Origin of the sequence: Brevibacillus reuszeri, assembly GCF_002897295.1 — a bacterium.
Classification (GTDB): Bacteria; Bacillota; Bacilli; order Brevibacillales; family Brevibacillaceae; genus Brevibacillus; species Brevibacillus reuszeri_A.
The window spans coordinates 578,710-602,504 of sequence record NZ_BEXF01000001.1 but is presented as its reverse complement, the minus strand read 5'-3'; the positions used below and the strand labels follow the sequence as shown (position 1 = coordinate 602,504).

At 48.4% G+C, this 23,795-nt stretch carries 24 protein-coding genes; 2 read left to right on the top strand and 22 right to left on the bottom strand.

All coding sequences use genetic code 11. The annotated features are described in order from the left end of the window. Positions 1-15: 15 nt before the first annotated feature. The 7 genes from C3B52_RS02895 to C3B52_RS02865 all read right to left on the bottom strand — a co-directional run bounded on the left by C3B52_RS02895 (position 16) and on the right by C3B52_RS02865 (position 6,070). A complete protein-coding gene (locus tag C3B52_RS02895) occupies positions 16-840 on the bottom strand; it encodes an alkaline phosphatase family protein (protein WP_164684678.1) in 825 nt (274 codons plus the stop codon). Positions 841-855: 15 nt separating this feature from the next. Continuing rightward, entirely contained in the window at positions 856-1,935 is a 1,080-nt protein-coding gene (locus C3B52_RS02890; protein WP_103104653.1) for an ABC transporter substrate-binding protein, read from the bottom strand. Positions 1,936-2,754: 819 nt separating this feature from the next. Further along, positions 2,755-3,396, bottom strand: a complete 642-nt coding sequence (locus tag C3B52_RS02885) for a VOC family protein (RefSeq protein ID WP_164684677.1) — start codon at positions 3,394-3,396, stop codon at positions 2,755-2,757. A 190-nt stretch (positions 3,397-3,586) separates the two neighbouring features. Beyond that, positions 3,587-4,279, bottom strand: coding sequence for a DUF2306 domain-containing protein (locus tag C3B52_RS02880; RefSeq protein WP_103104570.1), 693 nt, complete (start codon positions 4,277-4,279; stop codon positions 3,587-3,589). 19 nt (positions 4,280-4,298) lie between these two features. After that, entirely contained in the window at positions 4,299-4,889 is a 591-nt protein-coding gene (locus C3B52_RS02875; protein WP_103104569.1) for a TetR/AcrR family transcriptional regulator, read from the bottom strand. 131 nt (positions 4,890-5,020) lie between these two features. Beyond that, positions 5,021-5,533: a GNAT family N-acetyltransferase gene (locus C3B52_RS02870; RefSeq protein ID WP_373419708.1), complete on the bottom strand. Its 513-nt coding sequence runs from the start codon at positions 5,531-5,533 to the stop codon at positions 5,021-5,023. Between the two features lie 144 nt (positions 5,534-5,677). After that, positions 5,678-6,070, bottom strand: coding sequence for a hypothetical protein (locus C3B52_RS02865; RefSeq protein WP_103104567.1), 393 nt, complete (start codon positions 6,068-6,070; stop codon positions 5,678-5,680). 154 nt (positions 6,071-6,224) lie between these two features. On the opposite strand from C3B52_RS02865, the gene C3B52_RS02860 reads away from it, so the two are divergent. Continuing rightward, a complete protein-coding gene (locus C3B52_RS02860) occupies positions 6,225-7,193 on the top strand; it encodes an MraY family glycosyltransferase (protein WP_103104566.1) in 969 nt (322 codons plus the stop codon). Between the two features lie 62 nt (positions 7,194-7,255). On the opposite strand, the gene C3B52_RS02855 is transcribed toward C3B52_RS02860, so the two are convergent. From C3B52_RS02855 to C3B52_RS02795, 13 genes are all read right to left on the bottom strand, one after another. Next, positions 7,256-8,113 carry a GNAT family N-acetyltransferase gene (locus C3B52_RS02855; RefSeq protein ID WP_103104565.1) on the bottom strand — a complete coding sequence of 286 codons (858 nt, stop codon included), beginning with the start codon at positions 8,111-8,113 and terminating at the stop codon, positions 7,256-7,258. A 45-nt stretch (positions 8,114-8,158) separates the two neighbouring features. Continuing rightward, entirely contained in the window at positions 8,159-8,884 is a 726-nt protein-coding gene (locus tag C3B52_RS02850; RefSeq protein WP_103104564.1) for a 3'-5' exonuclease, read from the bottom strand. A gap of 141 nt (positions 8,885-9,025) precedes the next feature. After that, positions 9,026-11,182 (bottom strand): CocE/NonD family hydrolase, encoded by a 2,157-nt coding sequence (locus C3B52_RS02845; RefSeq protein WP_103104563.1) that lies wholly within the window; start codon positions 11,180-11,182, stop codon positions 9,026-9,028. Positions 11,183-11,209: 27 nt separating this feature from the next. Continuing rightward, positions 11,210-12,253, bottom strand: coding sequence for a dipeptidase (locus tag C3B52_RS02840; RefSeq protein ID WP_103104562.1), 1,044 nt, complete (start codon positions 12,251-12,253; stop codon positions 11,210-11,212). A gap of 15 nt (positions 12,254-12,268) precedes the next feature. Next, a complete protein-coding gene (locus C3B52_RS02835; protein WP_103104561.1) occupies positions 12,269-12,913 on the bottom strand; it encodes a helix-turn-helix transcriptional regulator in 645 nt (214 codons plus the stop codon). Positions 12,914-12,932: 19 nt separating this feature from the next. Beyond that, on the bottom strand, positions 12,933-13,406 hold the full coding sequence (locus C3B52_RS02830; protein WP_103104560.1) for a RidA family protein: 474 nt from the start codon (positions 13,404-13,406) through the stop codon (positions 12,933-12,935). 167 nt (positions 13,407-13,573) lie between these two features. Then, positions 13,574-14,776, bottom strand: coding sequence for a sensor histidine kinase (locus tag C3B52_RS02825; protein WP_103104559.1), 1,203 nt, complete (start codon positions 14,774-14,776; stop codon positions 13,574-13,576). A 103-nt stretch (positions 14,777-14,879) separates the two neighbouring features. Continuing rightward, positions 14,880-16,319, bottom strand: coding sequence for a serine hydrolase (locus C3B52_RS02820; protein ID WP_103104558.1), 1,440 nt, complete (start codon positions 16,317-16,319; stop codon positions 14,880-14,882). After that, a complete protein-coding gene (locus C3B52_RS02815) occupies positions 16,312-17,205 on the bottom strand; it encodes a serine hydrolase (RefSeq protein WP_103104557.1) in 894 nt (297 codons plus the stop codon). Before C3B52_RS02815 ends, C3B52_RS02820 begins: the two co-directional genes overlap by 8 nt. A gap of 67 nt (positions 17,206-17,272) precedes the next feature. Beyond that, complete coding sequence (locus C3B52_RS02810) at positions 17,273-18,907, bottom strand: peptide ABC transporter substrate-binding protein (RefSeq protein ID WP_103104556.1); 1,635 nt, start codon at positions 18,905-18,907, stop codon at positions 17,273-17,275. A gap of 243 nt (positions 18,908-19,150) precedes the next feature. Then, positions 19,151-19,432: a DUF2325 domain-containing protein gene (locus C3B52_RS02805; protein ID WP_103104555.1), complete on the bottom strand. Its 282-nt coding sequence runs from the start codon at positions 19,430-19,432 to the stop codon at positions 19,151-19,153. Positions 19,433-19,502: 70 nt separating this feature from the next. Then, entirely contained in the window at positions 19,503-19,697 is a 195-nt protein-coding gene (locus C3B52_RS02800; protein WP_103104554.1) for a YezD family protein, read from the bottom strand. Between the two features lie 282 nt (positions 19,698-19,979). Next, complete coding sequence (locus C3B52_RS02795; protein WP_103104553.1) at positions 19,980-21,362, bottom strand: aminotransferase-like domain-containing protein; 1,383 nt, start codon at positions 21,360-21,362, stop codon at positions 19,980-19,982. A gap of 121 nt (positions 21,363-21,483) precedes the next feature. Here C3B52_RS02795 and C3B52_RS02790 point away from each other — a divergent pair, with 121 nt between their 5' ends. Next, complete coding sequence (locus C3B52_RS02790) at positions 21,484-21,897, top strand: GNAT family N-acetyltransferase (RefSeq protein WP_103104552.1); 414 nt, start codon at positions 21,484-21,486, stop codon at positions 21,895-21,897. A gap of 81 nt (positions 21,898-21,978) precedes the next feature. On the opposite strand, the gene C3B52_RS02785 is transcribed toward C3B52_RS02790, so the two are convergent. Beyond that, complete coding sequence (locus C3B52_RS02785; RefSeq protein ID WP_103104551.1) at positions 21,979-22,521, bottom strand: AAA family ATPase; 543 nt, start codon at positions 22,519-22,521, stop codon at positions 21,979-21,981. 30 nt (positions 22,522-22,551) lie between these two features. Then, positions 22,552-23,577: a CapA family protein gene (locus C3B52_RS02780; protein ID WP_103104550.1), complete on the bottom strand. Its 1,026-nt coding sequence runs from the start codon at positions 23,575-23,577 to the stop codon at positions 22,552-22,554. Positions 23,578-23,795 lie beyond the last annotated feature (218 nt).

Below are 23,795 nucleotides of genomic sequence, written 5' to 3'. Positions count from 1 at the left end.
ACCCCTCCAATTCGTCTAGCCTTGAACGCCTGGGAACGAGTGCTTGATCATCGCTTCAGACGCTGGAATTCCGAGTAGCTGGCAAATAAGTGGAGCTACCGACAATTGCGGTATAGCCTCACCGTATACACCTGGGGTGAACGCAGAGCCAATGCCATAAAGTGGCACGTTGCGCTCATCATCTCCTGTTCCGCCGTGGTTGCCATCGGGATTCATGCCATGATCCGAGGTCACGATGATCTGGTAGCCTTCGTCCATCCAGACTGGCAAAAGCTGTGCCAAAATCGTATCTACGGCAATGACTGAGCCTCGGTATTGCTTGGAGTCAGAGCCAAACAAATGCCCTGCATTGTCTACGCCCATCGAATGAATGTAGAGGAAATCAGGGTCTACCTTGCGTCGCAGCGACTCCCCATCGAGCAAGAGGTGGGAATCAGGATAGCTGTCTTCAAAGTAGAAGCAGCCATGCTGAATGGCTTTCTCCTCGTCATTTTGGAAGCGATCCTCGACATAATGAAACGGTGCGCGATTGTACAGCTCGCTTACCCAGTAATAAGCCGCTGCTGCATTGCGGAGTCCATGCTCCTTGGTCAAATGAAAGATGCTTTTTTGATGGGAAAGGCGAACGACTTGATTCGATGTAATCCCGTTTACAGAGCTAGGCGTACCCGTTAACAAGACTTCATACAAAGGACGGGAGAGACTCGGCAGCTCGGATTTAACCAAGTACCGAGCTGCCCTGCCTACTTCTACGAGATGATTGATATACCCCATTTGGGTGACTGCCGCCTGATACTGCATACCGTCTACAACGACCACGATTACCTTGTTCATTGCCATGCTGAGTACCCCCTATTATTTGGCATGGATCAGGACTTGCTCTTCCCACATTTGCGGAATTTTTTTGGCGGTTTCATCCCACGCCTTTTGATCCTTGATTGGCTTTGCATCCTTGTATTGATCAGCAGGAATCATCTTTTTTGCTACTTCTTCTGGCAGCTTCACACTTTCGCGAATCGGACGAGCATAGCCTTTCGCCAAATTGATTTGACCAGCGTCACTCAAGATGTATTCACGCGCCAGCATAGCCGCATGAGGATGCGGAGCGTATTTATTAATGATCGTCGCATATCCGCTGACAACGGTACCGCCACTTGGAATATTTACTTCAAAACGGGAGGCGTCAATCTGGTCGCGGTAAGACAGCGCATTAAAGTCCCACAGCATCGCAACAGTGACTTCCCCTTTTTCAATCGTCGCCAGGTTCATTTCCCCCAGGGAAAGGCGTCCTTGTTTCGCCAGGTCTGCGAAAAAGTCGATTCCTGGCTGGATGTTGGTTTCATCGCCACCGTGAGCCAGTGCAGCAGCCAAAACCGTCATTTGTGATTGCGCTGCTTTCGTCACATCCCCGATTGCTACTTTGTAGTCGCCATTTTTAATATCGTCCCACGATTTTGGCGGGTTTTTCACCAGCTGCTTGTTTGCCATGACAGAGATTGCTCCCTGATAGCCTACGATCCAGTGTCCATCCTTGTCTTTTGCCCATTCAGGAATCTCGTCCCAATACGACGTTTTATAAGGCTGAGTTACTCCTTTTTCTACAGCAATCGGTCCAAAGGAGATTCCAACGTCACCAATATCTGCGGTCGGATTGTTTTTCTCCGCTTCAAACTTGGCAATTTCCTCGGAGCTGCTCATATCTGTGTCCGTATGCTTCAGGCCGTATTTCGTTTCTAAATCCTTCCACGTGCCCAACCAGTTCGCCCAGGAATCTGGCATCCCTACACTGACGACTGTTCCTTCTTCTTTTGCTTTCTTCTCGATATCAGCCAAAGTTAGTTCTGGTGCAGGTGTCGATGGAGCTGCTTGTTGGTTGTTGGTTTCTTGTGGTTTTTCACTGCCTGTTCCTGTTGAATTGCTTGAACATCCTGCCATCACACTAGCTACGAGCAATACTCCTGTTGTTGCTGCAAATAAAGAGCGTTTCTCTAACCATTTCTTTTTGTTCACGCTGAGCACCTCCCAAAAATTTGTGGTTTCTTTTTTTCTAAACAAGATTTCTTCTCCACTTCTTGTTGTTTGTTGACCGTTGTTACTTTATTATATTTTGTAAAAACATAGGCATACAACTATTTTTGTTTAAATATTTCGTTAATGAATTGTGAAGGGAGGGGGGAACAAGACCGTAGGTCGGGATTATTGTGGAGGAGAGGAAACCGGAGAAAACGCTCCAGATTCTTGGGTCGCCTGCTTGGAGGTGTCACTGTCCGGCTTCATGGAAAAAGGGAAACCGCGTCCAAAAGTAGTAGTTTCGTGAAGTCTCTCATGGGTGGACGCTTAAAATCGTGTTTCCCTTTTTCCATTACACCTCGGTTGACGCCCCAAAGATCTTCGCTTTTTTCCCCGGTTTCCTCTCACTAGCTTCGGGCTGTCGGTCTATCTTTTTTAAGGGATGACATGAAGACAAAGGAACGAAAAACAAAGATCAATAAACAAAAGTACAGAAAAATGCTAACTACTTCATTACGGAAACAACACCTTTTTCTACAAAACAATAAAAGCCGAAGCCCTTTTATGGACTCCAGCCCTATCACGATTTTACTGCTCTTATTTCCTCGACTACTGCCATTCATCTGACACCACATCTTCGCTTTCTAGCGGATGAAGCGCCTTTCCACTGATCGAGCAACATTCGAAAGGAGTTGCCATACAGGGTACCACACGAAACGGACAATATCGTCACGCTCACACCCCTTAGAAAACGATTCGATAAGGAAGCTGCTCTACTGCAAAATCAATTACCCTGCCAGTTGCGGAAACCAGCTCTACATCAATCGAATGGAGAGAGGCTCCCCGATCCGTTGGATACCAGGGACGTTGTTCTTTCACGAGCACAAGCACGCCTTCTTGATCGCCGTAAAAGCGGAAGCTGGCTGACTCGGGAGAGAATTCATTTTCAAGCATAGACAGACGCTCAGCAAATGCAGCTACCTCCCGAACAGGCATTCCGACCTCTTGAACGCACAGCCAAGTTGCAGCTGGATGGGTAGGGAACGCAAGGATTTCCAAAATGTTCTGATCCGGATCTTCGAAATACAGCTGCTTTCCTTTCCATGTAACAGAGCGCATGATCTCTTCCCCATCCTTGCTTGGCAGGATCGTTGCACGCTCCTTGATCACCCCGGCATACTCATCAAACACCGATTCCGCAATACCCAGTGCAAAGTGATAAAAAGGCTTCTCGCTCGAATGCTCAAAAGTAAGCAGCGTCCTCCCGACGACAACGGTAAAGGAGTGCTGTGTCCGCTCTCGAAGAGGCATGTTCAGGACATGCTGATAAAACGAAATCATTTCTTCCAGCACGCTTGTTTGGAGCGTTACTTTTGCAAAGTTCACAGCATTCACTTCCTTTTTACAGAGAATCACAACCCAAATCCTTCCAACTCCATCATCCTTTAGCTAAACGAAAAAAGCAAGCCATCCTTTAAGACAGCTTGCACCTCTGCTTCATCAAACAGATGTACTTTCAGAAGCTACGAGCCACCTCCGAGTTACCTGCCGGAACAAAAATGGCCACAGTCACTCCTCACAGGCTTTTCGAAATCGCAAACTTTTTGCGGTAGTATCGAGAAAAACCAACAATCACTGGCACAAGCACGATTGTCGGAATAAACCAGACAAGCGGATGAACCGAGCTGATGCTGAGCAGACGTGGAGCTCCAAAAACGGTAAAAGCCGTAATCGTTGCAATACAGCACCCGAGCATGCCGCCCATGTGTTCAAACCACCAGTGCATTCTAGATCGCGGGGCTCGCAGCCAATAGATCAGCTGACTGCCTCCCAGAAAAATGCCAACCAGCGGAAACCACGTAAGCAGAGGAAACTGAGTCACAGCACCGTAAACCGACATTGCTACTCCCGAGCCGACCAGCAGCGCAGGAAACATCACATCTACGATCTGACGATGGGCTGCCTTGCGGTTTTTAAACCGCAGCACCCGGACTCCATACCACGCCGTTGCCGCGCTTAAAATAGAGATGAAAATCAAGAACCAGGCAAAGGCTTCAGAATCCGCTGTTTTAGCAGGATCAAAACCAATTCGCCAGATTCCCATAAACAAAGCAGAAACCGCTACAGCGCCCATCGCTATGACGTACACCCAGCCCGAGCGCAGATGAGCTTTTCCTCCCTTTTTCGTGACGATTGGAATCCAAAAAACAAGCAAGGCCGTGAATCCCGCAACAATGTGCACAATCTTAAAGAGCGAAAAAAAGAACATGCTCCCATCATTCCTTCCCTTAGCCTCTGGATAGGATTTCAAACATCATTTTGTATACCTCTTCTACGGAAAGGATTTTGGAATCTGGCGCGATCTGCGTATTGACGCGAATTCCGTAGGTGATGACGGAAAACAATATCGCTGTTTTTTCGGCATCGAGACTCTCCGGGATCACGCCCGCTTTTTGCCCCACCTGAATCCATTCCACGGATGCCTTGATGCTCTCTTCATGCAGCCTGGCCAGCATGGCGCCAATAATCGGATCTTCTCGTTTGCTTAGCAAATAAATCAGGATGAGATTCGTAACATCACGTGAATCGTGAATATGGCTCAGCCCTTTAGAAATGGCCTCCAGACCGGACGAAAGCTCCTGCCCCCCTTCTCTCACCGTCTGATAAAAACGCTGGCCGATACTTTCAAAGCGTTTCTGCAGTAAAAGGCCCATCAGCTCATCTTTACTTTTTACATAATGGTAAATGGCGCCTTTGGACAAGCCAGAACGCTTCATAATATCTTGCAGTGTCGTTTGTTGGCACCCCTTTTCCAGAATGAGCTCCTCTGTTGAAGCTAGGAGCAGCTGAAAGCTGGGGTTTTGGTGGATGGCTTGCATAGTCTCCTCCTATAAACACGGGTCGAATTTGGTATTATCACCACTATACAAACCGTCAGTCGGTATGTCAAGAAACAAAGAAGAAGCGGATATTTTCCAGATGACTTTTCTCCGCCTCTTTACCCGTAACGCTAGTGCAATATTTTGTAGTAAATAACCGTGGTATGCAGACTGCCGTCTGCCGATGTGACATACTGCGGGATTCGTCCCGCTTCCTGATAGCCCATTGATTGATACAGTCGATTGGAATGATCGCCCTCACGTGTATCCAAAATGAGCAGACTGCGATCTTCTACACGCGCCCGAGCCTCCGCCATGAGCAGCAAAGCACGCCCGATCCCTTGGCGACCCACAGATGGATGCACCATCAGCTTTGCAATTTCTGCCCGGTGCAAGCTGTTCGGTTTGGTCGCCAGATGCAGCTGGATTGTACCTACGATCACGCCATCACGCTCGGCAACCCACATTTTCACATTTTTCTCCAAGACTTTTGTCCAGTACGCCCGCGCTTCTGCGTACGGCAATGGCGGAAGAAAACCAATGGAAGCTCCTTCGCCTACAACATCCACCAGAAGCTGCGAGAGCTGATCCAGTTCATCCGCACCAAGCTGTGCTACTTCCCGATAAAGAAACGATGTTCCCATGATCATATCCCTCTCCTCCAGCCTGCACAAATATTCTTGCTCTTCTTTTCACTATAAAGGAGATGAGGAAAAAGCGCACGCACTTTGTGTTAGGTTTTATAACATCATATGTAAAATTTATCTCACGTAATTATTCTTCGTCTTTTAAGGGCGATATCCGTACATGCCAAAAATGATGACCATACAGAAATACACGATACCAGCAGGCATAATGGTCAGTGCGACCCAGAATTTTCGCTTGATTCCCTCTGCCTTTTTGAACCATTGATAATAGTTGATTAGTAGAATGAAAAGGAAAGGCACAAAATAAAAGCCAAGCATAAACCATACCCACTCATAATTTGTATCCCAATATTGCTCGGGTACAGGCAGTGTGTGGTAAGCCTGATAGATTTCTTCTTTCCGCGAAATAAAAATATAAGAAAGCACGAGATAATAACAAATTACGACTGCTTTCATCCATAATCTGAATCCAGACGTGATCAAAGTAATCATAAAAATAATGCCCAAGATAAACCATAAAGCCATATACTCCATCACGATCCCCCCTAGAAGGGATTATATTTTTTTGTCTCGCGTGCCATAAGTACCAATTTTTTCTGGTACCTCCCTTGACTGATTACAAGAGTCGACAAAATTTGGAATACTGCCTATAATAGACTTGTGAAATACAGCTCTCTCATTCTAGGAGATGGTTACGATTACATATGCTCTATCTTTTTTGCTGTCGTTTTGCATTGTTCTCGTGTTGATCCCGCCGCTTGGCAAGCTGGCATTTCGACTTGATTTTGTGGACAAGCCTCGTAAAGACGTAGAACGAAAAATACATCGGGAGCCCATCCCGTTAACGGCTAGCTATGCGATATTCATTGGATTTGCAGCGTCGTTTCTGCTCTTTTCCAAAGAATCGCCTGGGCAAACCGTTGCCGTTTTGGTAGGCTCTCTGCTCCTGCTCATCATTGGGACGATTGATGACTGGTACAAGACGCAGGGCAAGGATTTTTCTGCGCTCCCCAAGCTGATTGTTCACATATCGGCTGCGATCATCGTCTATATGTCGGGAATTACCTTTTCGGGCTTTTACAACCCACTCAGCGGCGAGTACATTCTGCTTCCAGTATGGCTGCAATTCATCCTGACGATCCTGTGGATCTTCGGAGTCACAACCGTCATCAATTTCTCTGATGGCATGGATGGATTGGCTGGTGGATTGTCCGCTATCTCAGCAGGAACGCTGTTTGTTGTGGCACTTGCCAAAGGGCAGAGCACTTCTGCCATCATGGCCATTAGTCTGATCGGTGTAGCGCTGGCTTACCTGCGCTATAATAAACCGCCCGCCAAGATTTTCATGGGAGATGCCGGAGCGACCTTTCTCGGCTTTATTCTCGCGGTTATCGCGCTGGACGGGGCTTTCAAGCAGGCAACGGTTCTATCCTTGTTCATCCCGATTTTGGCTTTGGGAGTGCCGATCTTTGATAACCTGTTTGTCGTAACAAAACGCGCAATGCAAGGAAAACCAATCTATCAAGCTGATGCCAGCCAGGTTCACTACCGTTTGCTGCGGATGGGACTCAACCAAAAGCAAGTCGTTGCGTTTCTCTGTCTGATCAGTGTCTGCTTCAGTCTGACATCGATTATCTTGCTATTACTTGGTGTCTAATATGAAAAATGCCGCTTGGGTCATGTGCCCGCGGCATTTTTTTGTTTGGGTATTTCTCCCTCTTATGCAAGAACTCGTTTGCCTGTCTCAGTCGTCTGGTAAATATGAAAGCCTGTCCCTTCATACAAGCTGATCGCAGGTTGATTGTGCGTGCCTGTAATCAGATGCGGCTGCAAGCCTTTTTCCAGCGTACGGTTCACGAAAAAGTGGATGAGTTGTTTGCCAAAGCCTTTTCCCTGATGCCGGGGGTCGACAAACACATCATACACTTCTCCATGAGGCGTCAAAATCAAAGACCCGACAAATTCGTCTTGATGATAGAACATATAAATATCTTCGCGCATGTCGTTTAAAATCCATTGCTTCCAGGAAGCCATCGTTGCCTCTTGGTATTCTGTCAACCGGTATGGCTTTAGGTCTATGCCTTTTCGCACCTCATAATAGGCGTCACTTTGAGACTGGATGTACAATTCCAGGTCCTGTTCGGTAAATTTGCGTACGACAAGCTGAGGCTCTGGACCGATGCTGCCATTATGCTTCATGTAATGATGGCCCCAGATCGAAGCAAATCCGCGCTTAGTAAAAAAATCGCAGCTACTCTGTTCATCAATTCGATAGGTAGTCGCAGCTGCTGCTGGTTTTTTGTCCAGCAAATCACCCCAGAGCTTATCAAACAACTGAGAACCGATGCCCTGCTTGCGGCTGTCTGGATGTGTGTACAGATGGATTTCTGCCGTTCCCTCTTCTCCGAACGACGTCAGATCATATATGGCACAAGCCTGAAGTTGTCCCGCCTTTTCATAAACGTAGCCCTTCGCATTTTTCAGCATCGCAGCAATTTCCTCTGCTCTCCACGCGATGCCGTTGCCAATCATTTTTACTAGCGGCTCCGTATCTGAAGCCTGCATTTCCCGAATCATGGTGCGCCCCCTTTTTCTCTCTCCCATCCTGATTAGATGCTTTCTTTACTGGCTTTGCTCGGCAGCAGCTGCCTCCAACGCCTTTTGCTCCATTTGCTTGCGATGTGCAAGGCACGCTTCGCATCTTCTGCTTTTTCTGCCAAAAGCGGTATAGTATTTGCTTTTTTTACAAGAACGGCAAGTAATATAAAGCGAGCTGGACATGTTGTAGTTCTCTTCCGGTGTATTAGAGACGAGATGGACAGTCTTATTGAATTTGATCAGCAAATGTGCTGTATGAATGGCGTCAACTAACGCCGAGTGCAGTCTGCCCTCCTGAACGATTCCTGCTGTATCGATCGCTTCCTTTAAGCTCATCTGCTTGCGGTCTGCGAGCAGCATGCTGATCGGCGGCTGGATATCGTTATAATTGCGTAGCCAGGAAAAATCGAGTCCAAAGCGCGCGCAATGCTCGATCATCAAGCGCTTGTCGTCTTTTCCCCACGTGCACAAATAGTAATCCGGGTCTTCTCCAATCCACTCCATAAACGAAGCGAATGCTTTGCGAAATGGGATAAAGGTAGGCATGTTTTCTTTATCCAGCCCGATAAACTTGCGCGTACGCTCTGTGATCCGGCGCTCAATAGCAGGAAACGTATAGCGCTGAAAGGTGTCAACCTCGACGCCATTTTTTCCTGGCATGACCTTCGCCGCTCCAATTTCAATAATTTCCGGTATTTTATCTTTTTGATGAGTCAATGTCGTCTCAAGGTCAAATACGATGATTTGCAATGTCTAATCACATCCTGAACGTAATAGCTCTATTATGCCGGGAGTGGCTGTGGAAATCAAAATAAAGAGGAAAACAAAACCAAAAAATGGCTGCAAGCAAGAGCAGCCATTTCTTCGTCCTGATCAATCAGGCAGTTGTATTCAATCTTTTTTAAGCAGTAAAGGAAGTCTGATATGACTCGGGTACTGCTCATCATGGTAGACCGTTTGTTGGGCAACCACCAATTCTGTATCCGTCGCCAAATCATTGCCCGTGTTTGGATTCGGGAAACAGAAGTTCTCCGCTCCTGATGTGATGCAGACGCGAATGCGATGCCCTTTTTGAAAGACGTTGGCGATTTTGGTCATGCGGATTTCGTAGCGCTCGATTTGGCCTGGCTCAAGAAGCTGTGGCTCGCTAAAAGAATGCCGGTAGCGAGCGCAAATGATGCCATCTGACAGGCGAATGGAGTTGCCCTCCTCGTCTACATCGCTGAGCCGCACCAGCCAGTCAGTGTCTCTTGCCGAGCTTGCCGCATACAGGACGGCGGATATTTCACCCGCAATCACTACTTCTTCTTCCAAAGGCTCGGAGGTGTACACGAGTATATCAGTGCGCTTTTCTACTTCAGAGTAATTTTCTGGCACGCTGTTTTCATTTTCAGACAGATCGAGCAGATAAGGCGCTGCATCCTGCGGATCGAATACATACGAATCCGTCGGTTGTTCCTGCGGTACGGCAGTGGTCAAAACACCGTCTCCCGAGCTCGTATTTGCCGTGCCATTGCTGCTCAAATAAAAGTTGGTATAAACCGCATCCTGTGGCGGCCAGGAAGGTGATGTTTTCCACTCGTTTTGTCCAACCATGTAATATTCGACCCGCGGCTTTTGATCGATGCCGTTTTCGATCCCTTTGAGATAACGGTCAAACCAGCGCAGCTGTGTCACGTCGAGGTCATAGCGGATCGCATTGTTGCCAAACGGAACATGGTGAATCTCTCTCGTCGTATTCGCTTTGTGATACCAGGGTCCGAGAATCATATGCGCATGGTCAGGGAGCTGCTTGGATATGACCTCCCACGACTCACTGGTACCCATGCCGTTGTCATCATACCAGCCAGAGACTAAAAAGGACGGAACCTTCACCTGATCGGCGTGCCTTTTCCAATCGGATTGTGCCCAGAAATCGTCTCCATCCGGATGCTCCATCCACTTCGTCCAGAACGGAATTTCTTTGCCAAGGACCTTTTGCGGGATTTCTTTGATTGGACGCACTTTTAACACCTCGCTCCAATCGTCACGGCTCAATGCAGATACGTCGCGGCGCTTCTCTGCCATCATGAAAATCCAGGACAGTCCGGTGAGGATCGTGCCACCTTTTCGCGGAATGTCTACGTTTGGAGTCCCGACAGTCACGTAGCTGAAAATCGCCTTCAGATGCGGATTACCGCTCGCTGCCGCTGCCCACTGGACATAGCCGACGTATGAGCCACCGAGCATACCGACTGCGCCGTCTGACCATTCCTGGCTGGCGATCCATGTCAGTGTGTCATCCCCATCGCTGCGCTCATGTACGAGTGGAATCCATTCGCCCTCAGAGTCTTCACGCCCGCGTGTATCCTGCATGATTAGCGCATAGCCACGGGCTACAAAAGGCAGTCGCCGAAAAATCGCATCCATCCGGCCATACGGCGTGCGCATCAAGATAGCTGGTACCTTCTCCCCTGGCTGCAAGCCTGCCGGTATCCATACCTCTGTCGCAAGCTTGACGCCATCTTTCATCGCGACGTCGTGTCTGCCCAAATGCTTGATTCCATAACGAGCCTGTGACAAGAGCGGGTCCTGCCACAGCTTCAGCGGAGTCAGGTCTTCCCAGCCTGACTTGACCAGAATCGCACTGTCCCCTCTTCCCGTCAGTACAAAGGCGATGACCTCATTCTCGCAGATGACCAAATCGATCGGTTGGGCTGACTCGCGTACTGCAAACACCCACGCCTCTTTCGGCTCTGTCTCGCCATCGACGAAGCCCTCTATACGCTCATGCCGCTGATAATGCCCGCCACCCGGTGGAAAGATGACGTCCGCAGTTGACCAACTGAGACCATTCCATTCTGCCAAGCGGTCATTGAACTCGTTGACAGGCAGCTCATAGCCCGTATTCCCCGCCAAAAGCTGAGTGAAGTCACTTGTCAGCTTTTCCCCTGCTTCCCATCCTGTAGGGCGATGCCATACTCCTGTGTCCGAGAAGCGAATGTCCGCAATATGAATACCCGATTGATAATAGCCAAAAATTGATCCGTTCTGTTGTCTGTGATCCATCTATGTACATCCCCCTGTCTATTTGGACTATTTCCATACTTCCTCATACACCCGCAAATAGTTTTTGCCGAGGATGCCCTCGATTTCGTCGTCTTTGTATCCCCGCTTCATCAGCTCATGGGTAATCTGTGGGAGTGCACCGTGTCCTTTTACCACATCAAAAGGTATTTCCTTCGCCCTGGCGAGCTTGTCTGGCGAAAGGTACTTGGTCAAGTCATCGCACAGATCGAGCCCGATCCCGATGTAGCGCGTGCCTACGAGCTTTTTCATGTGATCGACATGATCAATCAAGCGCTCGAGAGTTGCTTCAGCTGATGTAGCAGCAGTAAACATACTGAATGAATTCAATCCGATTAAACCATCCTGATTTGCAATCGCCTTGATCTGCTCATCTGTCAGATTGCGCATCGTCGGCACCAGGCTGCGGCAATTCGAATGCGAGGCGATCACTGGTTTTTTAGCGAGCTCCATCACATCCCAGAAGCCCTCATCATTCAAATGACTGACGTCGATGACGATCCCTAAGCCCTCCGCTTCTTCGATGAGCCGCACGCCAAAGTCTGTAATTCCGCCCTTTTTGCCTTCACGTACGGGAGCAAAGAAGCTGCCATCCCCCACAAAATTGCGCCGGCTCCAGACCAGACCCATCATTCGCACACCCAGTTCATAAAAGATGCGTAGCAGACTGAGGTCGTTGTAGAGCGGCTCCGCGCCTTCCAGAGAAAGAATGAACGAAACCTTCTTTCCTTGCTTGGCCCGGTGAATGTCTTCGAGACTTTTGGCAATCATGATATGCTCTGGTGACTCCGCCGCTTCTGCGTGCAGTGCACTTACCTGATTCAGCGCTTTACGCAAGCCCATTTCCGGGATATACGCATCATCGACAAAAACAGCCGCTACGAGGGAATGGACTCCACCTTCTTTAAAGCGGGGCAAGTACTCGGTTTCTATCATTTTTGTTTTGCCATAGCCGCGCTGAATTTCTACGTCTGTCAGCAGATCAAAGTGCCCGTCCAATACATGAATACCGTCATGAAAGGCTCGCGCCTGCTCTCTGGTCACTTCTGCCACACTCGCCCAACTCCCTTATTTTTTATCCAGATAGTTGTAGATGGTGAATTTGGTTACATCGAGGAGGTCTGCCACATGCTGCACAGCGCCTTTAATCAAAAAGAGCCCCATTTCATCAAGCTCATGAATGAACTGAATTTTTTCTTCCTTTTGCATGAGCGCAATCGGCTTTCCTGTTTTGCGCAGGCAATCTTCTACCATCTGCTCCATCAGGTCGGACACGGTAGGTGGAAAGCTTTCTTCTGTTTTATCAGATTCACGCTTGTCCGAAATGGCCAGCATGTCGCTTAAAACAGATTGCGCAATCGCCAAATGAGTCATGTCAATATTGACGCACAGACTGCCGATCACTTGCCCGTGTTCGTCCTTGATATAAATTGAGCTGGATTTGATCTGTTTTCCTTTGATCGTATCGTTGCGATAGTTGAGGTCATAGTCTTCCTTGGTAACCATGGCTGTTCGCAGTGCTTTCAGTGCCCGATTGGTAACAGGAGACCCGATCTCTCTGCCGCTTATGTGTCCGTTGTGTATGGCAATGATCGAGGAAGTAATATCCCTCAGATCGTGCAGAACGATTTCACAATGGCTGCCAAATGTTTTCGCCAATCCCTCTACCACCGGAATGTAGCTCGCCAGGATGGGGTGAATAGTTCTCTCCATGAATAAGCCTCGCTTTTCTCTAGTTGGTTGCTGCGCTGATTTCTACGACTAACTCAATTTCAATCGGATTGTTAAAAGGCAGTACGGAGGTGCCAGCTGCTGCTCGCGCATGCTTGCCAGCCTCGCCGAATATTTCGATCAGAAAGTCAGATGCTCCGTTGATGACGGTGGGCTGCTCATAAAAGTCCGGTTCGCTACTCACTAGGGCAAACAGCTTGACAATGCGTGTAATTCTGTCCAAATCGCCGATCTCGTTCTTCAAAATTGCCAGCAAATTGAGGACCGTCACTTTGGCGGCCTCATAGCCTTGCTCGATGGTCACATCAGATCCTAGTCTTCCCACATACATCGGACTGCCATTGACGTAACAGCCTGCTCCTGATGTGTATAGGACGTTACCTGTTTGAACACATGGCACGTAGCTAGCCATCGTTGGCGGTGCAGGCGGCAGTGTATAGCCCAATTCTGCCAAACGCTTTTCGACTCTGGACATCAGATCACCTCGTTGATCATTTCTGATTTTCTTTCGCTATCATCACCATACTACTTTTGAAATTGTTTCTTCAACAATTTTTTTGAACACAATTAATTTTTTTGAAATTATGACTACACCCTGCCTTTTGCTCAAGCAGTGGTTATAAATAAAAAATCCGGACATGCTCAGCCTGGGGCATGTCCGGATTCTGGATTAGGTGCGGTAAATGTAACGGCGGTCAAGCGAATTTCCACCTTGGTTCCAATTCCTTCTTTGGATTCCACGATAATTTTTCCGTCCATCTCCTCAATCAGCTTTTTGCAGACGGATAGCCCGATTCCCGTACCTTTTTCCTTGGTTGTGTAAAACGGTTCAAACAGATGCTTCAATCGCTGCTGGGAGATGCCACAGCCGTTATCTTCAATCGTCACGGTCACATGCGATTCCTGTGGCTGAAAGCCTGTAGAAACCACCACCCTCCCATACGTACCGACTGCATCCAGCGCATTTTTTATCAAATTCAAACAAATTTGCTCTACATGTGACGGAATCGCCCATACCAGATTCGTCCCCTCATCATAGTGAAAGGTGAGAAATACATCCTTTTCTATCACATAGTGCCTGGCCAGAACGTGAACATGCTCGAGAAGCGGTCTGAGCGCAACCGCCTCGTTTCGTTTCTGTAGATGTTCGTTTTTTCGTGCGAGAATCAAAAAGCTGGTAACAAGCTTTTCCAGAGACTGCACCTCATGCTGGCAAATTTGAATATACTTCGCAAACTGCTCTCGATTCATCTCTTCGGAGGTGTTTTCTACACTTTGATTCATCAATTGCAAAAAGCCGTGAAAAGCAGCAAGCGGATTGCGAATCTCATGTGCCATTCCGGCGGCCATTTGTCCCATGACGCCCATTTTTTGCTGGTGTAAATGACTGATCATTTGATCCTTGCTCGCCAGGTACCCGCGAATTGTATGATGATAGCGTACGTTCAAAATATGGTACAACCGGGAAAGCAGCGCTTCCTTAACCTGACTCGCCTCACAGCAGCGGCTGACCTCATTGAATGCATTTTCTCGGAGATTGAACAAGACCTCCAGCAGCACTTCCTTGGGGATATTTTCATGCGCCCATCTCTCGCCCCAGATGTACGCTTCGGCAGATAGCGCCTGCACATACTGCTCATATTCTTTTTCTGCGGAAAAAAGCTGTTGAAATGCTTCCGTCAGCATACCTTGAATCCCCATTTGCTGCTGCCTTTGATACTTCCGGTAATAGCGTGAAATCGGCTCGCCAAACTCCAGCATTTCTCTCATATGCAATTCCACGATCTTTTCCTTCACCGAGAGCAGCGTACTTAACCACTCGCGTTTACATGCTTCCCAATCCATCTTTTTCGTCTCCCATTTTACCTTCTATCTCGCCAGTTTTTGCCAACAAACAAAAGAACAATTCGCTAGAAAAACGAATTGTCCTTTTTGCAAAATGGCGTGATTATTTCGAAGACTCTTCGAATGGCTCCTGTTTGGTTAATTGTCGCAGGGCATAGCTCATTCGCTCAATCTGACCTTCCGGCGAACGGAAAAAATCAATCCAGACATGAGAGTCTCTTCTTTTGAACAGAAAGCTATCTGGAGCGACAGGGATAAGCGGATAAGAGAGACCATCCACTTCGATCTGCAGTGCGCCCTCGCGCCTTTCAATCACTGCTTTCATCCATTCACTAGATTCATAGCGTCCTTCGTACTCGGTCAGCTGCTCGTCCGCTAGCTCGTACTGTGGCACAGGGTAAGGCGGGACTGCTACTGGTCTCGAAGCTATCGTATTGAGCAAGCCTGCGATCAGCTCACGTACTGCTACGCCGTCAAGGTTAATCAAAACAACCCCAGTCAAGCCGGTCTCCGGAATCGCAAAGAGATGAGAGCTGATCCCTTTTAACGAACCGCCATGCTCGATCAGCTTTCCATCCGGGAAAGCGGGAGACACCATCAAGCCGTAACCGTACGAGCGATAGCCGTCACATCTGGCGAAGGGGGTGAGCATTTGACTGACGCTCGCTTTTGACAAGATGGGCGCCTCGCTGTTTTCTCCTCCTGTCCGAAATACTTCCAGGTAAGCGAGTAAATCATGGACGGTCGATTTAAGAAAGCCTGCGGCCCGCATCGCAGGAGCATCATGCCAGAAGGGGGCAGCGATCACTTGATTTTCGCCATCGGTTTTTTTGTTTGTATACAGCACGGTAACGTCTTCCTGATCATCCAGATCGGCTATGTCAAACACGGTCCGACTCATGCCGAGCGGCTGCAAAATATGCTCCGTCACATAAGACTCATACGACTGCCCGCTTACTCGCTCGATGATGGTGCCCAGAAGTCCATAAGCGTCATTGTTGTAGCTAAAGGCAGTTCCCGGAGCACCGAGCGGTTTGCCCTCATACCCTGCAATTGCCTCCATGACCTGTTCGTAAGTGTCCAGATACGGGAGACCTTGCAATTCTGCTTCTGCCTCTGTTCCGACAATCGCAGGGTCTTGTTCCATACTGCGCTTCATCGCCCCGTCCAAAAACGGCATTGGTGCCATTCCCGGGGTATGCGTCATGAAGTGATGAATCGTCATTTGACTTGTCAGCTCTGCCCCGCCTGCTTGAAACTCTGGCAAATACTTCGTGACGGGATCATGAACCGACAGCTTCCCTGCCTCTTGCAGCTGCATAATCGCCACGCAGGTAAACGACTTGGTGAGAGACGCAATGCCAAACACCGTATCCATCGAAATTGGCAGCTCCTGTTCCTGATCGCGATAGCCGAACGTCTTGCTGTACAGCATTTTCCCGTCACGGGCGACGCCAATCGCTGCACCAGGCGCTTTTGCCTCGTCTAGCAGCTTTTCCGCATAGGCTTCAAACTCCTGAATCCATGCCTCCACCTTATTCATCCCCCATCGCCTGATCGTAGATCGCTCTTGCCACACGTGCTATTGTCAATTCTGCGGCACTCTTCTCGGTAATACCCCGTGATAAAACGGTGATGGCTATCATGCCCTTTCCGTTAGGCAAATAGATGATCCCTGCATCGTTTACCACTGCATTGACTGTCCCTGTTTTATGCGCGACCTTGGTTCCTTCCGGCAGGAGGAATGGCAAACGGCTGTTGTATTGCTGACGGCGCAAAATATCGAGCATCAAATCACAGGAAGCAGGAGTGAGAATTTCTTTTTGGGCGATCATGATGAGCAAACGGTTCAGATCAGCAGGCGTGGCTACGTTGTTTTCCAGAGTCGGCTGTGATACATCGAGAATGATTTCATACTCACCTGTGTCTTCTCTGCGCTCGTACTCATCAAAGCCTGCTGCAGACGGTGCTGGCTCGTTCATGCCGACACAGTGATTGAGCAGCTGCCAGCATGTGTGGCGCAAATGAATGTCTTTTAGTCCCAGCTCGTGCATATGTGCCGTTACCTGCTCGATGCCGCCAATCAGCTCAAGCACGAGGTCTGTCGCATAGTTGTCGCTGACAATGGTCATCAGCGTCGCCAGGTCCTTTACCGTCAATGTGGCGCCTGCATCCAGCTCCTGCAGTACTCCCGAGCCTGGCACCCGCTCGTCGCGTTTTAACGTAACGCGCTGATCCAAGCGCAGCTTGCCAGCTTCCACTTCGCGCATCAGCGTAACCATGATCGGAATCTTGAATGCGCTTGCTAATTGAAACAGCTGATCATCCAAATTGCCTGCAGATTTCCCTGTCTCCAAGTGTGCAGCCGCTACTCCGAATACACCCGGCGAATCTGTCAGCACTTCCTCCAACGCCTGTTGCCATCCCATGCCAAATGCCTCCTTTTTTAGTCGCGAAACGGCCAACACGAAAAAGTGTCGGCCATTTCGGTCTACTCTATTGTTCTATGTACCCCCATTTGAAGTCGATATAGCCCAGAGGGTCCACAGTGATGCCTTTTACCTTGTCATTTTGTACCCATGAATTGACGCTGCTGTATACGCCTGTTACCGGCATTTCCTCCATCAGGATTTCTTCCGCGTCCATCAGATACTGATTGCGCTTTGCTTCATCTGGCTCGGCATACGCTTTTTTCACCAGCTCTACATACTTCTCGTTGCCCCAGAAGGTCGAGTTTTTCGAGCTGTATTTCTCCATCATCAGCTCCAGGAAATTGACGGAATCGTTGTAATCGCCTGTCCAGCCTGTCCGGGAAATCATGTACTTGCCGTGCTCCTGATCGTCAAACATGACCTTCAATTCCTTGTTCGTCAGCTTGACGTCTACACCCAATGCCTGTTTCCATTGTGCTTGCAGAGCTTCGGCGATCTTTTTGTTGAGATCGGAGGTGTTGAAAAGATACGTGATTTCCGGCAATTGGGTAATTCCCAATTCCTTCATGCCTTCTTCCAATAATTGTTTCGCCGCCAGAGTATCATTATCCTTGAAGTATCCATCCGGTTTTAAGGAAGCGGAGAGCGGCACAAAGCCCATCAGCGGTGTTTGACCCGCCTGTCCGATATTTTCAGCGATGTCTTTGCGATTGATCGCGTACGCAAATGCTTTGCGAATCTTGGCATTCGTAAATGGCGGTTTTTCTGTCTGGAACAGCAGGTAGTAGCTGGTTGCACGCTCCATGGTCTTCAGCTTGCCTTCATCCCGCAATGGTCCGATCGCATCTGCGGGCAAGCCGCTGATCGGTCCACCTGCCCAATCCAGCTCACCGCTGTTGAACAGTTCAAGCTCCGTATTGGTATCCTCAATCATGGAAAACTGGATTTCACTCAGCTTGACTACTTCTTGATCCCAATAGTTCTCATTTTTCGCCAGCTCAATCTTGTTTTTATGCTCCCATTTCACAATCTTGAACGGTCCGTTCGTGACGATCGTCTCCGGTTTTTTCGCCCAATCAGGATTTGACTCTACCACTTTTTGATTGACCGGATAGTAGAAGGTTGCGAGCGTGAGGAAATACGGAGTCGGATTTTCCAGTGTGACCTCCAGTGTTTTGTCATCCACTACCTTGATTCCGACATCCTGTGCCTGTGCCTTTCCCTCGAAGTACGATCTCGCATTTTTAATCGCATAGTATTTGTATGCCGAGCCGCTCGCTGTTTTTGGATCGAGCGCGCGCATCCAGGCGAAGGCAAAGTCACCTGCTGTAACGGGATCACCGTTGCTCCATTTGCTATCTCGCAATTTGAACGTATACACGAGCTTGTCCTCTGAGATTTGAATATCGGATGCTACGGAGTTTACGGGCTTGCCGTCCTTATCCAGTCGGACGAGAGAATCGTAAAGCGAACGAATGAAAGCACCAGAAATAACGTCATTGGACAATCCCGAATCGAGCGTTTCCGGTTCAGCTGCATTCATACGCAAGACTTGATTTGTTGCAGGTGCGGATTCCGTTGATGACTGCTCTGGCGTTTGTGTTGGTGCTGCCTGATTTGCCTGATTGCCGTTGCTACAGCCGGCAAACAAGCCCGTAAGCAGAACAAACGTACTCATAATGGCAATTCGTCGTTTCATGATGGACCCCCTACATCCACAATTTCTGATTCAGTAAAATATTCTGCAAATTTCGTGCCATCCATATCTATCAACACTTATCTCTCATCACCTATTCACCGATGAATAGTTTTCCTCGAGCTTATCCGACATTTTTCTACTGATTGCTTTGGAAACAGCAAATAGAGGTATTCTCCATTGAATACCTCTATTCATTCAAGAATATGCTGGGGAGCCTTTTGCAACAGCGAAAGCCCCTTTCTTTTAGCTAATGGCTGGTTCGGACATAGCGATAGCATCACAGGAACGTCTGCAAAAAACAATCGGGACATGCTGCTGTTTCGCCAGCTTCTTAATGTTTTTGCTCAAGCTATGGCTGACAAAGTTGATAAAGACGAGAACAAGCTCTGTGTCCGAAGGGATGGTCGCCTTTACATCGGATTTTTTCCGTCCGGATACGTGGTAGACATTGCGATATCCTTTATCCTGCAGCATGCTTTCAATATCCCCTAATCGATCTCCTCCAACTACTAAAACGCCTGCCATTATTAAATCCTCCTCTCTTCTTATCCCAGCGATTGTTTTTTGCTTGATCTTTTCCTTTTGATTTCTATGCTTATTTGCTAGCGCGAAGCTGGTTGTACTTGGTCTCTACCTTTTCAGCAGGGAGTCTGTATTTTTCTGTCCGCTCAATCTGGACCACCTGTGAATCGTGCACCACGATATGTATGGAGCCATATTCCAAGGTTTCCAAAGCCCTTGCGATTCGTTCCAAAAGCAAATCATCTACTACCTCTGGTTTCTTTGGCATAAGGTCCAGCCTCCCTTTCACATAATAAAAGCAATCTATATTATTCCTACCCGCTTAGTATGTTTTGTTTTTCTAATAATACCTCCTGAAATCCCAGTTTGTCAATGAAAACACTTGGGATGATTCAATCAAAAAGGCTCCTGTGAAAAAGACTTGGTTGTCTTTTTCACAGGAGCCTTCGGTGGTCCGATCAGCTTATTGCATAAATTCCGATTAACTTACTTTGATATATACAAATTACCATACTCTTCCACTCGTCGTCAATGCCTGGCGTGCAGTTTTTCACGTCCAATCGATCACGCGCCAATAGCCGTCTTTCTTCTGCTTGTCTTCAATCGAAGCAGCAGTCTCTGACAATAGGCGAATGCCTTTTTCGATCTGATCTTCATCGGTCTGTATAATGCTGACACGCACACCATTGTCCCGAGTAAACGTACGCAGGTAGTTTTGATCAGTCGAAGTAATCCGTACATTTTGGTGGTGAAGCCCAGCTATTAGGTCATTTGGATTGATCGAGTCCGGGAGTAGGATTCTGGAGAAAATGCCCCCTTTGACGATTTCAGTTCGAAACGCCGGAGACAGGTGGCGCTTGCAGGCATCACTCAAGGCTTGCATCCGTGCCTGATAGTGGTCGCGTACCATCGCAGAATGATGCTCATACATGCCACACTTCAGATATAGCTCAAGAGCCGCCTGTGACAAAACCGACGTGCTGGAATCACACGATGCTTTAAACATACGAAAGGTCTCCATTAAAGAAGCGGGCAAAACAACTGTGGCCAGTCGAAGTCCTGGGAGCATGATTTTGGAAAAGCTTTTGACGTAAATCACATGACCTGACTGATCGTAGCTGTAGATCGGATCGGCCTTTGCAGTGACCTCCATATCGGCCAAGTAATCGTCCTCCAAAATATACACATCATAGCGCTCCGCAAGTCTCGCTATTTCCCTTTTTTGCGTCTGGGTAAAGGAAACTCCGAGCGGATTATGAAAACGTGGAATCGTATAAAAGAATTTAATCTGGTTGTTGCGAAAGTGCCGCTCCAATTCATCCAAGTCGATTCCGTCTGCCCCTCGCTCAATGCCGAGCGTCGTCACTCCGAACAGCTCCAGGCAGCGGAGCATTCCATGAAAGGTAGGCTGCTCTACCAAAACTGCATTTTTTCCATTTGGAAATGGCATTGCGGCAAGCAGATGGAGAGCTTGCTGCCCACCAGAAACAACGCTTATTTGTGATGGCGAGGCAAATACTTGAGAGCTCGCCAAATGACTTTCCAGCTCCCTGCGCAGCGAGAAAAAGCCCTGCGGATCGGAGTAGCTGAACAGCTGGTCTTCATACAATTCAATCGCTCGGTTGAGACAATGCTGAAAATCTTTGTACGGCATGACCTGCGGATCTGGACTCGCGGCAGAAAAGTCAATCCGCTCCACCGTCGACTGCATGCTGCTTGCCGAACGCAGCACGGCGTAGTACCCGCTTTTGGGCACCGAGTATATCAAATGCTCTTTTTCCAGCTCCTGGTAAGCACGTATTGCTGTATTGACACTGCATGCCCATTGCTCTGAGGCTGCTCGTATCGACGGCAGCTTCTCGCCCGGCTTTATTTTGTTTGCAAGCAGCTGCTCTTTGATGCGGCTTTTCACGACTTCGTATTTGTTTTCCATCGCTCTCACCAGCCTTCCATCTGTGTGGGTACAGATGTTCTTTTTCTCCGTTTATCTCTGACTGTGCCTTCAGTATAGTGAATCATAAGCATAGGAGTAAAGAGAAAACGGAGGGATACAGATGGAATGGAAGCACGCTTCATTACCTTATTTCATTCGTGATGACAAGCAGCTGCTCGACAAAGAACAGATTTGTAAATGGCTGCAAACGACCTATTGGGCTGCCGAACGCTCCAAAGAGATGATTCTCAAAGGAATCGAAAACTCTTTGTGCTTTGGACTGTATGCCGAAAACGGACAAGCGGGCTTCGTCCGGGTAGTAAGTGATTACGCTACCTTTTCCTGGGTATGTGACGTGTACATCGATCCTGCCCATCGGGGGATTGGACTTGGTAAGTGGCTGATGGAGATTGTTGTGGATCATCCGTCGATAAGCCGTACCAACATGACGCTCGCAACACGGGATGCACATGGTCTTTACGAGCAATATGGCTTTATACGGAGAGAAATGATGCGCAGAATGGCTGGCAGCTGAACAGGCATCCTGATAAGAATAAAAAACCTGACTTCGCCATGTCCTTTGGCGGAGCCAGGTTTAAACACACAGTCAGCACCATCAAACGCGAGCATTTGTCCATGCGCTCTGCCAAATCTGCTCCACTGTTTCTGCTGCGGAGTCGGCGGTTGTATCCAGCCACATGCCCAGCTTTGGCGTTTCTTCTCGCAACTGACGGTCGAGCTCGGCTATCGTCCACAATCCATAGCCCTTTTTGGGTCTGGCAGCTTCTCTGTTTGCTACAGCCTCTTGTGACGGCGTCAGCACGATCACATGCAATGGTCGGCTGCGAATTAATTCAACTATTTCCTGAAGCATAGGACCGAGAATAACGTCCTGCAACACCACGTTGAACCCTGCCTCAAAGTAAGCGTCTGCGGTTTGTGCCGCTATTTGGTAGCGCAATCGCAGCTGTCTGATTGCTTCTTCGTTAGAATCCGGCAGCATTTCTTCTCGTCCGCTTACAATCATTCTCCTAAAAATGTCTCCCCTGACGTGTACACCCTTTTCAAATTTTTCGGCCAGAAGCTGCGCAACTGTAGACTTCCCGGAAGCCATGACGCCTGTAATTAAAAAAATGCCTCTTTTTTCGCCTGTGACCATGTTTTTCCACCTTTCATTCGATGATGGCATTCATTCTTTTTTCTTTGGAGTAACCTGTCCTGTCAGATCTACAACCGCTTCATATGAGATTCGGTTCAGCTTGTCGATGATCCTCTGTTTATTGGTTGCATCCATCGGGGTCGGCTGACCATTGGCAATTTTGACTGGAATCACTCGACTTTTGGTTCCCTCTTTGGTAAATGTCAATCCTACCATCATCGCTTCCCTCCCCTTTGGATTGTAAGAGGTCGTGAAGACGAAATTGCCAACACTATAGTAGATGGGGACATTCTTGTAAAATTCGACACCCATGATTGAGTGGCTGTGCGAGCCTATGATCGCGTCTACTCCATTGTCGATTAGCTTTCGTGCCAGCTCGCGGGCATAGGCTTCCGGCATATCCTTGTATTCCAAATTCCAGTGCATGACTGCTATCGTAATGTCTGACTGCTCCACCGCTTTCTTTACATAGGTCAGCATCGGCTCGTATGAGTAGGCGTGGGCCAAGCCAGGCTTGTCTTTGCCCGCAAACCACTGGCGATTGGGCAGGACATGGCTGAGGCCAATGACAGCAACACGCTTGCCCTTGATCGTTTGCAGGTAAGGAGCGAATGCCTCTGCTTCGTTTCTTCCTGCCCCGACATAACCGATCTTCTCATTTCGCAAATGCTGCATCGTGTCAAACAAAGCGTCCATCCCGTAGTCGAGGCTATGGTTGTTTGCGAGATTGACGACATCGAAGCCTGCATTCACCAGCCCTTTTAACGTCTCGGGCCTCGCACGGTACGTAAACTCTTTTTTCTCAGGCTTGCCTCTCGTGCTGACAGGCGTTTCCAGATTGCCGATAGTCAAGTCAGCCTGCTTGAGAAATTCCTTGGTCCTTGCAAACGGATAATCCACACCGTTTTTCGCGATTTGTACCCCCACGCTTTTATCCAAGATCATATCGCCTACAAACGCTACCTCTATCGCCTCATCTCCCTCTGCCTTTTCTCCTTGTGTACCGCTGTCTGCCCGAACCGATATAGGGGCTGTGCTCATCGCAACCAAAAGCATGCTTACTGTCACATTGATTACTATCCGGTGAATGCGTCCGATTTTCCTGCACCTCTCTCGTTCCCTCTAGTTAGCCATCATTCTAGTGGGCAACGAGCGTAAAGCCTGTTGAAGCCTGTCTTTTACGCAAAGGAAATTTTACGCGTTAAACCGACGGCTAAAAGAAAAATAGCGGAATTTGCGCAAGGATCGCCAAACATCAAAAATATAGTCTCAAT

Coding starts and splice junctions, on each gene's coding strand:
- C3B52_RS02785 (WP_103104551.1), bottom strand. CDS start 22,521: ATGGTCACAGGCGAAAAAAGAGGCATTTTTTTAATTACAGGCGTCATG.
- C3B52_RS02790 (WP_103104552.1), top strand. CDS start 21,484: ATGGAATGGAAGCACGCTTCATTACCTTATTTCATTCGTGATGACAAG.
- C3B52_RS02870 (WP_373419708.1), bottom strand. CDS start 5,533: ATGGGAACATCGTTTCTTTATCGGGAAGTAGCACAGCTTGGTGCGGAT.
- C3B52_RS02890 (WP_103104653.1), bottom strand. CDS start 1,935: ATGGCAGGATGTTCAAGCAATTCAACAGGAACAGGCAGTGAAAAACCA.
- C3B52_RS02895 (WP_164684678.1), bottom strand. CDS start 840: ATGGCAATGAACAAGGTAATCGTGGTCGTTGTAGACGGTATGCAGTAT.
- C3B52_RS02795 (WP_103104553.1), bottom strand. CDS start 21,362: ATGGAAAACAAATACGAAGTCGTGAAAAGCCGCATCAAAGAGCAGCTG.
- C3B52_RS02830 (WP_103104560.1), bottom strand. CDS start 13,406: ATGTCCAGAGTCGAAAAGCGTTTGGCAGAATTGGGCTATACACTGCCG.
- C3B52_RS02880 (WP_103104570.1), bottom strand. CDS start 4,279: ATGTTCTTTTTTTCGCTCTTTAAGATTGTGCACATTGTTGCGGGATTC.
- C3B52_RS02820 (WP_103104558.1), bottom strand. CDS start 16,319: ATGAATAAGGTGGAGGCATGGATTCAGGAGTTTGAAGCCTATGCGGAA.
- C3B52_RS02845 (WP_103104563.1), bottom strand. CDS start 11,182: ATGGATCACAGACAACAGAACGGATCAATTTTTGGCTATTATCAATCG.
- C3B52_RS02825 (WP_103104559.1), bottom strand. CDS start 14,776: ATGGATTGGGAAGCATGTAAACGCGAGTGGTTAAGTACGCTGCTCTCG.
- C3B52_RS02860 (WP_103104566.1), top strand. CDS start 6,225: ATGGTTACGATTACATATGCTCTATCTTTTTTGCTGTCGTTTTGCATT.
- C3B52_RS02835 (WP_103104561.1), bottom strand. CDS start 12,913: ATGGAGAGAACTATTCACCCCATCCTGGCGAGCTACATTCCGGTGGTA.
- C3B52_RS02815 (WP_103104557.1), bottom strand. CDS start 17,205: ATGGGATGGCAACAGGCGTTGGAGGAAGTGCTGACAGATTCGCCGGGT.
- C3B52_RS02875 (WP_103104569.1), bottom strand. CDS start 4,889: ATGCAAGCCATCCACCAAAACCCCAGCTTTCAGCTGCTCCTAGCTTCA.
- C3B52_RS02865 (WP_103104567.1), bottom strand. CDS start 6,070: ATGGAGTATATGGCTTTATGGTTTATCTTGGGCATTATTTTTATGATT.
- C3B52_RS02810 (WP_103104556.1), bottom strand. CDS start 18,907: ATGAAACGACGAATTGCCATTATGAGTACGTTTGTTCTGCTTACGGGC.
- C3B52_RS02855 (WP_103104565.1), bottom strand. CDS start 8,113: ATGATTCGGGAAATGCAGGCTTCAGATACGGAGCCGCTAGTAAAAATG.
- C3B52_RS02805 (WP_103104555.1), bottom strand. CDS start 19,432: ATGGCAGGCGTTTTAGTAGTTGGAGGAGATCGATTAGGGGATATTGAA.
- C3B52_RS02800 (WP_103104554.1), bottom strand. CDS start 19,697: ATGCCAAAGAAACCAGAGGTAGTAGATGATTTGCTTTTGGAACGAATC.
- C3B52_RS02780 (WP_103104550.1), bottom strand. CDS start 23,577: ATGCTTTTGGTTGCGATGAGCACAGCCCCTATATCGGTTCGGGCAGAC.